The following is an 11,964-nucleotide window of genomic DNA, read 5'->3' on the forward strand; positions in this document are numbered from 1 at the left end:
TCTTGGGACATAAGTACACACTCTGGGCCAGGCGCAGATTCTAGCTTCTAAAAGTTGGATCCGACACCTTGGACGGTCCATCTGTTGAAGTTTCATCTTCAGCCGCGACCTTCACCGCATGTCCATCCGCCAAACCGTGGCCTTGCGCAACACGCTATACTCCCGCTCTTTTTTCCGGAGCGACGTCATGTCCCTGCCTAGCCTGCGCCTCAAAGCCAACGCCGACCGTCGCCTGCGCAACGGCCACTTGTGGGTCTACAGCAACGAAATCGATGTAGCCGCCACGCCTTTGCACGGTTTCAAGGCCGGCGATCAGGCGATCCTCGAAGCAGCCGGCGGCAAGCCGCTGGGCATCGTGGCCATGAGCCCGAACAACCTGATCTGCGCCCGCCTGCTGTCGCGTGACATCAAGTTGCCGCTGGACAAGTCGTTGCTCGTTCACCGTATCAACGTCGCCCTGTCGCTGCGCGATCGTCTGTTCGACAAGCCGTTCTACCGTCTGGTCTACGGCGACTCCGACCTGCTGCCGGGTCTGGTGGTCGACCGTTTTGGCGACATCCTCGTGGTGCAGATCGCCTCGGCGACCATGGAAGCTCATAAAGAAGACGTGATCGCCGCGTTGACCCAAGTGCTCAAGCCAAGCGGCATTCTGTTCAAGAACGACTCCGCTGCCCGTGATGCCGAAGGCCTCAACCGCTACGTCGAAACCGTGTTCGGTCTGGTGCCGGAGTGGGTGGCGCTGGAAGAAAACGGCGTGAAATTCGAAGCGCCGGTCATGCAAGGCCAGAAAACCGGCTGGTTCTACGACCACCGCATGAACCGCGCTCGCCTGGCCCCGTATGCCAAAGGCAAACGCGTGCTGGACCTCTACAGCTACATCGGCGGATGGGGCGTGCAAGCGGCCGCGTTCGGCGCCAGTGAAGTGTTCTGCGTCGATGCGTCAGCCTTCGCCCTCGACGGCGTCGAGCGCAACGCCGCGCTGAACGGTTTCGCCGACAAGATGACCTGCATTGAAGGCGACGTGTTCGAAGCCCTGAAAGAGTTGAAAGCCAGCGAAGAGCGTTTCGACGTGATCGTGGCCGACCCTCCGGCATTCATCAAGCGCAAGAAAGACATGAAAAATGGCGAAGGTGCCTATCGTCGCCTGAACGAGCAAGCCATGCGCCTGCTCAGCAAGGACGGCATCCTGGTGAGCGCTTCGTGCTCGATGCACCTGCCCGAAGACGACCTGCAAAACATCCTGCTGACCAGCGCCCGTCACCTGGACCGCAACATCCAGCTGCTGGAGCGTGGCGCTCAGGGTCCGGACCACCCGGTTCACCCGGCCATCGCCGAAACCCGCTACATCAAAAGCATCACCTGCCGCCTGCTGCCAAACAGCTGATAAGGCCGGTTTGACGGGGAACCACTCGGTTCCCCGTTCTATTATTCGATATTCAAACTTACAACTTCCTACACTTGCAATCCGTGCGACTTGCAGGACGTTTCTCTGTATTTTTTATTTCAGAGAATATGCCTTACAAAATCCCGCCTTACCCGTGACTGATCTGACAAAACTACTAGAACCTTCCTACTCAATCTCCCCTTGATAAGGACTGATTAACAACTATGATTAAGTTGTCACACAGAAGTGACACTCACTATCAATGACAAGGAATTCAAAACATGAAAGCAATTACTCTGGAAGCTAACAACATCGCCAATCTGTCTTTTCTGGTTGCCCAAAAAAAACGCTAAGTAAATGAAGCGCTGGGGAGTGCCGGCTACCCAGCGTTCTTTATGAAAAACTCCAGAGCAAAACGCCTATCATGCAGATAAACCCTCATCTCTTCATACTCCCGCGCACGCCCGGACAAATAGTTTGGGACTACAAAAACCACAAACAATACGAACTGGATCTTGAGCATTCAACCCGACTTGCAGAACTTATCAGCAACCCTGGCAAATTCAATAGCAGCAACAGAATAGACACACAACTTCTTGATGCAGGAATACTTACACTTTCAACACCCGTCATTATTGAATGGGGCTGGGATGAACTGTCGAAAATATTCCATATCGGCACCAAGAACATTCCCTGCAAACATACTCCACAAAATATTCATGAATGGTCCAGAGAGTATCTGGACCATTGCAGCGAAGTGTTGGCCACACCGGCTCCCGACAACAGGATTGTCGAACGTCTGGCAGGCGAACTGATTGAGCTGCCGAAACCTTCATGCCTGCCGGAAGGCTCTCTGGCAAACACCCTGATCGATCGGAAAACCTGCCGTACCTTCACCGGGGATGCCCTCTCACTTGAGGTGGTCAGCACGCTGCTATACCTGTCCCTGGGCTACCTGCGAGAACGTGAAGATGCCATCGACGAAAACTGTGTCGAAGGGCTGGGCGCCCGACGTACCAGTCCATCCGGGGGTGGGCTCAACGCCTGCGAAGGTTTCCTGCTGGTACAGAATGTCATTGGCCTGAATCCCGGGCTCTATGCCTACCTTCCAAGCGGACATGCGCTGAGATTCGTCAATCCACTGCCCGGCCGACCGTTGGGGCAATTGCTGTGCGGGCAACACTTCATTAATAACCTGCCAGTGGGTCTGTTCATCACCAGTCGGTTCGACAAGTTGTGGTGGAAATATGAACACTCGCGCGCGTATCGAATGGCCTACGTTGAAGCCGGGCACATTTCCCAGACCTTCCAGCTGGTGGCCACCTCGCTGGGCCTGAACACCTGGTTGACCGGAGCGCTGACGGACGATCAGGTTGAAACGCTGCTGGGACTCAATGACAACCCCGAACAGCCCTTGTTTTTTGTCGGTTGTGGCAAGAGCGACGGGGAGGCGCTGTGCAAGGAATTGAAAGCGCTGCTGAGCCGTCAGGACTCGCCATCATGACCGACTCGCGCCATGAACAGGCAACACTTCCCACCGGCTGGGCTGATCGCTTCACCCTCGGCGACTGGGATAACCGCGCCGCAGTGCGAACCAGTAAGCACACCTATTTATTGCCGCCGGAGATTGAGCAGCAACTGCAAACCCGGCATTGGTTCCCGCCAGCCTTCCTGCCTTATTTGAATCACCCGTCCGTCAAAGCCGCAGGGCGGGCGATCACTCATCGATTATCGGCCAATCATCTGGTGTACTTCCTCGACTACACCACCCTGCTCGAACACCGCATCGTCAATCGATCTGTCGAAACCATCGTCCATGACGACCTCGGTGTGTGCATTCCCCGGCGGATGAAAAACGCCGCACTGCAGCTCTACACCGACGAGGGGTATCACGCCCTCGTTTCCAATAGCCTCGCCGAACAGATTGCCGCGTTCTACGGCATGTTCGACCGGCCCGTCATGCCGCAGCGAATCATCCGCCTGCAGGCCCTGCTCGAGCGCACACCGGACAGGCACAAATCACTGGCCTGGTTCCTCGCCGGCTTCGTCTCCGAGACGATCATCGCCAAGGATCTGCTCGACATCTGTCGCGACGCCTTGGTGGATGGCGTTCAGGAAATGCTCAGGGATCACCTTGCCGACGAGGCACGACACAGTCGCTATTTCTGCGAAGTTTTCCATTATCTGTGGCTGCACTTGAACAGCGCGCAACGGATGTTCTGCGCGAGTCTGCTGCCGGAGCTCATTCGGGTTTTCTTTGAAGTCGATGAGCGTTGGCTGAAGTCGAGCCTTCGCTTTGTCGGTCTCAGCGAGACAGCCTGCCTGGAAATCATCGAAGGGCTGTCCGACGCGCAAGCCACCCTGCAACGCGCCCGCTCGGGGGCCAGCGCCACCCTGGGCGCCTTGGAAAAAGCCGGTTTCTTCGATCGGCCTTGCAACCGGAAACTCTTCACCCGCGCCGGGTTTCTTGATGAATAAAGGAAACGATGCAGCCTTCAGCAAAAAACGTCGAGCCACCGTCACGCTGTTGATGACCATGACGCTGCTGGGTGTCTTCCCCCTCGACGTCGTGCTCCCGTCCTTCCCCCATCTGGCTGATTACTTTCAGACCTCACCGTCCGGAATTTCCCTGTCTGTCAGCGTGTTTGCCATCAGTCTGGCACTGTCTGTGATGCTGGTCGGGCCAATATCGGATGTGTGGGGACGCAAGACGCTGCTGCTGGGAGGCATGGCTGTCGCGGCTATTGGAGCGGTTGGCAGCGTGTTCGCCAGCGACTACCGCTGGTTCCTGGGATTTCGCATGGTTCAGGCAATGGGTTGCGGGGCATTTTCATTGTCGCAGGCACTGATTCAGGATCTGTTCGTCGGTCGTGAACGGGAGCGCATCAGGATCTGGATGGTGACAGGGGGCGGAGTGTTCATTTCAGTTTCGCCCCTGTTGGGGACCTGGCTGCAATCGTGCCTTGGCTGGCAAGGCAGTTTTTATGTATTCATTGCTCTGTCGTGTGTTGCCTGGTGCGGGGCCTATTGGCTACTCAAGGAAACGCCGCCCGGGCGCAAGCCATCCCACGCAGGGTTTTTCAATGCTTATTGGCGCTTGTGCTCGGATGGACGTTTCATGGGGTACTGGTTGATTTCGGCGCTCGCCTTCGCCTGCCATTTTTCGTTCATCGTTTCTTCGCCCATCATTTTCATGGAACGCCTGGCGCTCTCACCGTATGAGTTCGCCTGTGCATTGCTGCTGTATGGCGTCGCGTACGTATTGGGCGGGGTATTAGCCAGCGTGCTGCATCGATACCTGCAAGCCAACGCCCAGATCATTATCGGCCTGGGCCTGATCGCCGTGTCAGGCGCAATCATGCTGTGGCTGACTCGCCACTTCGGTCTTTCAGCGGCGACGGTGTTGATTTCGATGCTGGTTTGCACCGTCGGCACCACCATCGCCAGGCCAATCGCCAATTCCAAAGCGATGAGTCTTCACCCAGAGAATGCCGGGGCCTCCACTTCGGTCGGGGCCATGCTGATTTTCATGTTCGGCGGCGTCATCAGCTCGGTGATCAACCTGACGCCCGAAAACCTGACCACGGCTCTGGCCCTTGGCTTCCTGGCACTGAGCGCTGCAGGGCTTGGGGTGAACGCAGTCATCAACTACAAGACGCAACAGGCACTCAATACCGGGTGATACGTGCCAGTCGTCATCTCGCCCGCTCCGTCAGCACGGGATCAACGCTTGCCGGCATTCCCTCCTGACGCCAGCCGTGTAGAATCGCGACATTCATCGCCAGTCATCCCCCGGCGGGTTTATGAGCTCAAGCTGAAGCGCGCGGCGATCCCGCAAAGTTATCGGCAACTTCCGGACACACGGCCATTTCTGAGTGTTCCAGACGTCAATAGAAGCTCACTTCCCTTTTGATACCTGATTAGCCGCCCGGAGTGCTTCATGCCTGATTACCGCTCGAAAACATCCACCCATGGCCGCAACATGGCCGGTGCCCGCGCATTGTGGCGCGCCACGGGGATGAAAGATGACGACTTCAAAAAGCCGATCATCGCCATTGCCAACTCCTTCACCCAGTTCGTACCAGGCCACGTCCACCTCAAGGACCTGGGTCAACTGGTCGCCCGCGAAATCGAACGCGCTGGCGGTGTCGCCAAAGAATTCAACACCATCGCTGTCGATGACGGCATCGCCATGGGTCACGACGGCATGCTGTATTCGCTGCCGAGCCGCGAGATCATCGCCGACTCCGTCGAGTACATGGTCAACGCCCACTGCGCCGACGCCATCGTCTGCATTTCCAACTGCGACAAGATCACCCCTGGCATGTTGATGGCCTCTCTGCGCCTGAACATCCCGGTGATCTTCGTTTCCGGCGGCCCGATGGAAGCCGGCAAGACCAAACTGGCCAGCCACGGTCTCGACCTCGTCGATGCCATGGTCATTGCCGCCGACTCCAGCGCTTCTGACGAGAAAGTCGCTGAGTACGAGCGCAGCGCCTGCCCGACGTGCGGTTCGTGCTCCGGCATGTTCACCGCCAACTCGATGAACTGCCTGGTCGAAGCCCTGGGCCTGGCATTGCCGGGTAACGGTTCGACCCTGGCCACCCACAGCGACCGCGAGCAGTTGTTCCTGCAAGCCGGTCGCACCATCGTCGAGTTGTGCAAGCGTTACTACGGCGAGAACGACGAATCGGTCTTGCCGCGCAACATTGCCAACTTCAAGGCGTTCGAAAACGCCATGACGCTGGACATCGCCATGGGCGGCTCGACCAACACCATCCTGCACTTGCTGGCCGCGGCCCAGGAAGCCGAGATCGATTTCGACCTGCGCGACATCGACCGTCTGTCCCGTCACGTTCCGCAACTGTGCAAGGTCGCGCCGAACATCCAGAAGTACCACATGGAAGACGTGCACCGTGCCGGCGGGATCTTCAGCATCCTTGGCTCGCTGGCCCGTGGCGGTTTGCTGCACACCGACCTGCCGACCGTGCACAGCAAGACCCTGGCCGAAGGCATTGCCAAGTGGGACATCACCCAGACCAGCGATGAAGCAGTGCATCACTTCTTCAAGGCCGGCCCGGCAGGTATTCCGACGCAAACGGCGTTCAGCCAGTCGACCCGTTGGGAAACCCTGGATGACGACCGTGAAAACGGCTGCATCCGTAGCGTTGAACACGCTTACTCGAAAGAAGGCGGCCTGGCCGTTCTGTACGGCAACATCGCGCTCGATGGCTGTGTGGTGAAAACCGCTGGCGTCGACGAATCGATCCACGTCTTCGAAGGCAACGCGAAGATCTTCGAAAGCCAGGACAGCGCCGTGCGCGGCATCCTTGCTGACGAAGTGAAGGCCGGCGACATCGTGATCATTCGTTACGAAGGCCCGAAAGGCGGCCCGGGCATGCAGGAAATGCTGTACCCGACGTCCTACCTGAAATCCAAAGGTCTGGGCAAAGCCTGCGCCCTGCTCACCGACGGTCGCTTCTCTGGCGGCACTTCGGGCCTGTCCATCGGCCACGCTTCGCCAGAAGCCGCTGCTGGCGGCGCGATTGGTCTGGTGCAGGACGGCGACAAGGTGCTGATCGACATTCCGAACCGTTCGATCAACCTGTTGGTCAGCGACGAAGAACTGGCCGGGCGCCGTGCCGAGCAGGATCAGAAAGGCTGGAAGCCTGTGGAAAAACGTCCACGCAAGGTCACCACCGCCCTGAAAGCCTACGCCCTGCTGGCGACCAGCGCCGACAAGGGTGCCGTGCGTAACAAGGCAATGCTCGACGGTCTGTAAACGTCAGTCGTAGAAATAAAAATGCCCCGCCAAGTGCGGGGCTTTTTATGGGCCGATGATGAGATCTCGCTTTACGGCCCCACCAGCCGGGCTTGCAGATAATCGTAAAGTTCGCCGGCGCTTTTTTTATAACCTTCACCATTCAGGTGAATCAGATCATTTTGAGCCAAATGCGCTGCATGCCAGCGCTCAATTGAACAGGCGCCGCCCATGTAAGCTTGCCAGTCCCAGAACAAGGCTGCGGCCTTCAGTGCTGCTTGCCTTTGAATTTGAATGATCTGAGCCAGTTTTGCCGGTTGGCGCCCGGCGCATGAGTCAGCGGACCGTTGTTTTATCGAGTCTGCTGGCCCGACTAGCAAGATCACGATATCAGGCAAGGTGCGTCGCAACAGGACAAGCTTCTCGTTCAGGCTGGCCTCATAAAGTGTCAGGTCCAGATCGTCGTCAAATGCTTCATTACCCCCATACGCGAGTACCAGCAAGTCAGGGCGCAAGGCTTGCAGGGTGCTTTGCCAGCCGTCTTGCCACCTATCGAGAATCTTCAACATCGCACCATTAACACCCAATGCAGAGTACGTCACTCCAATCTCTGTCAAAGACTCGATGTTCCAGCCTCCCAGCTCTACGGTCTGATTCGAGGCTATCACCAGATCCACCGGCAGGCTTATGGGTTGGATGGCCGGGCTGAAACGCCACTGTCCAGATGTTGGCAACAGCTCGACACTGGCAGAGTTCCCTCCCGCACTGGCGGTCAGGCGGCTATTGAAGAGCGCACGGTACAGCGCCGATATTCGATATATGCCGTCATTCGATGCTCGTGATTCGATATGCACCCCTGCGCCCGGGCTCGTGGGCAGCGACAGATAGCCCCCCAATGGAAACTCGCCGCTGTACTGATTGCGACTGGAAACCAGACGCCATTGCCCCTCTACCGTCGACAGAACAACTTGATCGTAACGAGTGCCTGGTACAGGCATCGCCGCGATGAAGCCAATGCCGCCGGTGCCGTATTGTTTCTGGAACAGTCGGCGCATTTCGCCTGAGAACAAATCGGCAGCCGTGTGAGAGTCGCCCAGTTGCACAATGCTGACCGACGTGCTGCGCGAGGCCTTTAGTTTGCCCACCAGTTTATTCAAGTTCAGGGTCAAGGCCCCTTGAGGCACGTCTGGTGAAATGACTTGATCATTTCGGGGCATCAACTCAGCCGCCGCACTCGTGCAAAGCCAGCCGTATCCGCTCAGCGCGGCGATCATCCACGCGATAAAGACCCGATGTAATCGTCGCATGCCCCCGTTCCTTCGCTCGTTGCCCGAGCCAACTGCCCAGCGCCGTATCACCCAATGATTAACCAATGAATATAGGCAGCAGACAGCCACTGCGCGTCGTTATTCCAAACAAAAAAGCCCCGCATTTGCGGGGCCGGTCGCGCCCACACGCTGTGCGGGTGCGATTATCGTGGCATTTACTGAATCTCTTCCGGCTTCACGATCACCCAGTTCTTGTCCGCCGTAACTTCCAGTCCTTCCTTGGCCTGGGCCGCAGCGTTTGTGGCCATCATGCCGTTAATCTGGGTCATGTATTTGTCTTTGCGGTTGACCCACAAGTGGATGCCGCCCTTCTTCACGTCGACACTGTGGAACAGCATGTAACCGTCACTGCTCGGGGTGTCGCCGCCGACCAGGACTGGTTTTTTCCACTGATCGATGTAGGTCAGGATCGCGGCTTGCTTACCGGCCATCCAGGTTGCCGGGGTCCACAGGTATGGGGTCAGTTCAAGGCCAAGGTTAGCCTTCTCGTCGTATTTGCCCGCGGTGATCTGTTTGCGCGCAGTGGTCAACTCGCCGGACTTGGGGTCCTTGAGCAGCAGGCTCACGCCGATCACGTTCTGCGGTTTGACGTTGTAGCCGTACTTCGGATCGGAAGCGACCATGCGCACCAGTTCTTCAGAGGCGGCGGTCATCACGTAGACCTCAATGCCGTTCTCCATCAGCTTGTTGTACAGCTCTTTCTGACCAGTGAAGATTTTCGGCGGGTTGACGTCGAGATTCTTGACCACGTCGCCTTCGTAATAAGTCGCCGGCACCGGTTTGCCGGACGCCATCATCTCGTCGACATAGCCTTTGAGTTCTTTGAGGGTAAAGCCGGAGAACACTTGGGCGACCCATGGATAGCAGACCATGTCGTCGACTTCGCAGAGGCGATAGTAGTAACTGAACAGGCTTTCCTTGTGATCGGCAGTGTCTTTGAAGGGCATCAGTTTCAGGGAGGGGTCGAGTTTCTCGCGGGTGATCAGGCCCTTGTTCTCCATGTACGGCAGCAACGACTCTTCCAGATCGTAGCGGTAACTGGTGTTGTCCATGTCGAACACCGCGTAGTTACCTTTGTTGGCGTTGGCGGCAATCATTGCGTCCAGCGCCTTGGCCTGATCGGCAGGCCAGTGTTTCAAATCGGTCGCGAAAACCTGGCCGGCAAGGCCCAGGCAAATTGCTGCAGCCAGTATTTTTGGTATGAATTTCATCGACGACTCTCCCTGAATGTGAAAGACATCGACGCTAACAAATAAGTGTGACAGTCCTCGTCTGTCAGCGACCGCTACCGTACCCATCGCGCCAACTGCATCTCTGACAGCGACACCGGCTTATTCCAAAAACGACAGTTAACCTCTGTTTTCGGTATTAATTCATTAGATATCAAACTGTTAGGATTCCCGGTTCGCAGCTGCCCGGGAAGGCAGCCAGCACAAGTCTTATTGGAGTCCTTATGAATCTGCCGCTGATTCTCAATCTGCTGGTGTTCCTCGCGCTGCTCTTCGGGCTGGCACAAACCCGTCACACCACTTGGAGCCTGGCAAAAAAAGTCTTGCTCGCGCTGGTGCTGGGCGTGGTGTTCGGTGTGTCGTTGCACACCGTTTACGGTGCCGGCAATCCGGTACTGAAAGCCTCGATCGGCTGGATCGATCTGGTCGGCAACGGTTATGTGCAGCTGCTGCAAATGATCGTGATCCCGCTGGTGTTCGCCTCGATCCTCAGCGCCGTGGCCCGTCTGCACAACGCATCATCGCTGGGCAAGATCAGCTTCCTGACCATCGGCACGCTGCTGTTCACCACCGCGATTGCGGCGCTGATCGGCATCGGTTTGACCAACCTGTTTGGCCTGACCGCCGAAGGCCTGATCGCCGGCACGCAAGAAATGGCGCGCCTGCAAACCATCCAGACCGATTACGCCGGCAAGGTCGCCGACCTGAACGTACCGCAGCTGTTGCTCTCGTTCATTCCGCAAAACCCGTTTGCAGACTTGGCCCGGGCCAAACCGACCTCGATCATCAGCGTGGTGATTTTTGCGGCGTTCCTTGGCGTCGCAGCCCTGCAATTGCTCAAGGATGACGTCGAAAAAGGTCAGAAAGTGATCAACGCCATCGACACCCTGCAAGCCTGGGTGATGCGCCTGGTGCGGTTGGTGATGAAGCTGACCCCGTACGGTGTATTGGCGTTGATGACCAAAGTGGTCGCCGGTTCCAACCTGCAAGACATCATCAAGCTCGGCAGTTTTGTGGTGGTGTCCTACATCGGCCTGGGCCTGATGTTTGTGGTCCATGGCGTGCTGGTGTCGGCAGCCGGGATCAACCCGCTGCGCTTCTTCCGCAAGGTCTGGCCGGTGCTGACGTTTGCTTTCACCAGCCGCTCCAGCGCCGCGACGATTCCATTGAGCATCGAAGCGCAGACCAGCCGCCTGGGAATCCCGCAGTCCATCGCCAGCTTCGCCGCTTCGTTCGGCGCGACCATTGGCCAGAATGGCTGTGCCGGTCTGTACCCGGCGATGTTGGCGGTGATGGTGGCGCCGACCGTGGGTATCAACCCGCTGGACCCGCTGTGGATCGCGACGCTGGTGGCGATTGTGACGCTGAGTTCGGCCGGTGTGGCGGGTGTCGGTGGTGGCGCGACGTTTGCCGCGTTGATCGTGTTGCCGGCGATGGGTTTGCCGGTGTCACTGGTGGCGTTGCTGATTTCGGTCGAGCCGCTGATCGATATGGGGCGCACGGCGTTGAACGTCAGTGGGTCGATGACGGCGGGCGCGATCACCAGCCAGATCATGCAGCAGACGGATAAAGAGCTGCTGGATGCGGATGAGCATGGGTCGTTGGCTCACGCTTAAATCTTCATCGACAGGACCGGCCCCATCGCGGGCAAGCCCGGCTCCTACACAGGGATCAGTGGTGTTCACACGGTGTGTGCTCCACCTCAAAACCCTGTAGGAGCCGAGCTTGCTCGCGATGCTTTTAAGCCTTCTCCCAAACCTCGAAGTTGTACGCCGGTTTGTCGCCTTCGGCCGGATTCGGCACGTTCGACACCAACTTCCACTCCTTCAAATCAAACTCCGGAAACCACGCATCCCCGTCCGGGCTTAGCGCCACGCGCGTCAGATACAAGCGGTCAGCCTGAGCCATCCCCTGCGCATACAACTGCGCACCGCCAATCAGCATCAGCTCATCGACGCCCTGCTCTTTCGCCCATTCCTCGGCGCGCGCCACGGCCGCTTCCAGCGATGGATAGACTTCTGCGCCTTCCAACACCAGATCAACCTGACGGCTGACCACGATGTTCAACCGGCCCGGCAGCGGTCGCCCGAGCGAATCCCAGGTCTTGCGACCCATGATGATCGGCTTGCCGAGGGTGGTGGCCTTGAAGTATTTGAAATCCCCCGGCAAGTGCCAGGGCATGCTGTTGTCGACGCCGATTACACGGTTTTCACCGAGGGCTGCAATCAGGCTGAGGGGGAGTGATTTAGTCATGCCGGCGAG

The 11,964-nt window shown here is 57.7% G+C and carries 9 protein-coding genes; 6 read left to right on the plus strand and 3 right to left on the minus strand.

The annotated features are described in order from the left end of the window. The first annotated feature begins 187 nt into the window (after positions 1 to 187). The 5 genes from LOY55_RS28895 (at position 188) to ilvD (ending at position 7,166) form a co-directional block, all read left to right on the plus strand. A complete protein-coding gene (locus LOY55_RS28895; RefSeq protein WP_007945535.1) occupies positions 188 to 1,384 on the plus strand; it encodes a class I SAM-dependent rRNA methyltransferase in 1,197 nt (398 codons plus the stop codon). Between the two features lie 424 nt (positions 1,385 to 1,808). Then, positions 1,809 to 2,888, plus strand: coding sequence for a SagB family peptide dehydrogenase (locus LOY55_RS28900; RefSeq protein WP_223522942.1), 1,080 nt, complete (start codon positions 1,809 to 1,811; stop codon positions 2,886 to 2,888). Then, the gene (locus LOY55_RS28905; RefSeq protein ID WP_109785646.1) at positions 2,885 to 3,862 is read left to right on the plus strand and encodes a diiron oxygenase; all 978 of its coding nucleotides are present in this window, start codon (positions 2,885 to 2,887) and stop codon (positions 3,860 to 3,862) included. Before LOY55_RS28900 ends, LOY55_RS28905 begins: the two co-directional genes overlap by 4 nt. Beyond that, entirely contained in the window at positions 3,855 to 5,066 is a 1,212-nt protein-coding gene (locus LOY55_RS28910; RefSeq protein WP_223522944.1) for an MFS transporter, read from the plus strand. The genes LOY55_RS28905 and LOY55_RS28910 overlap by 8 nt, the downstream gene beginning before the upstream one ends. Positions 5,067 to 5,324: 258 nt before the next feature. Next, positions 5,325 to 7,166 (plus strand): dihydroxy-acid dehydratase, encoded by a 1,842-nt coding sequence (ilvD, locus tag LOY55_RS28915; protein ID WP_109785648.1) that lies wholly within the window; start codon positions 5,325 to 5,327, stop codon positions 7,164 to 7,166. 71 nt (positions 7,167 to 7,237) lie between these two features. On the opposite strand, the gene LOY55_RS28920 is transcribed toward ilvD, so the two are convergent. Both LOY55_RS28920 and LOY55_RS28925 read right to left on the minus strand, forming a co-directional pair. Beyond that, positions 7,238 to 8,452 carry an SGNH/GDSL hydrolase family protein gene (locus tag LOY55_RS28920; protein ID WP_223522945.1) on the minus strand — a complete coding sequence of 405 codons (1,215 nt, stop codon included), beginning with the start codon at positions 8,450 to 8,452 and terminating at the stop codon, positions 7,238 to 7,240. A 176-nt stretch (positions 8,453 to 8,628) separates the two neighbouring features. After that, positions 8,629 to 9,684 (minus strand): phosphorylcholine phosphatase, encoded by a 1,056-nt coding sequence (locus LOY55_RS28925; RefSeq protein ID WP_046032332.1) that lies wholly within the window; start codon positions 9,682 to 9,684, stop codon positions 8,629 to 8,631. A 242-nt stretch (positions 9,685 to 9,926) separates the two neighbouring features. On the opposite strand from LOY55_RS28925, the gene LOY55_RS28930 reads away from it, so the two are divergent. Then, positions 9,927 to 11,318 (plus strand): L-cystine transporter, encoded by a 1,392-nt coding sequence (locus LOY55_RS28930; protein ID WP_223522947.1) that lies wholly within the window; start codon positions 9,927 to 9,929, stop codon positions 11,316 to 11,318. A gap of 124 nt (positions 11,319 to 11,442) precedes the next feature. Here LOY55_RS28930 and LOY55_RS28935 read toward each other — a convergent pair whose 3' ends face one another. Next, a complete protein-coding gene (locus LOY55_RS28935; protein ID WP_046032330.1) occupies positions 11,443 to 11,955 on the minus strand; it encodes a dihydrofolate reductase in 513 nt (170 codons plus the stop codon). Positions 11,956 to 11,964 lie beyond the last annotated feature (9 nt).

Source organism: Pseudomonas sp. B21-040 (genome assembly GCF_024748695.1).
In the GTDB taxonomy this organism is placed as follows: domain Bacteria; phylum Pseudomonadota; class Gammaproteobacteria; order Pseudomonadales; family Pseudomonadaceae; genus Aquipseudomonas.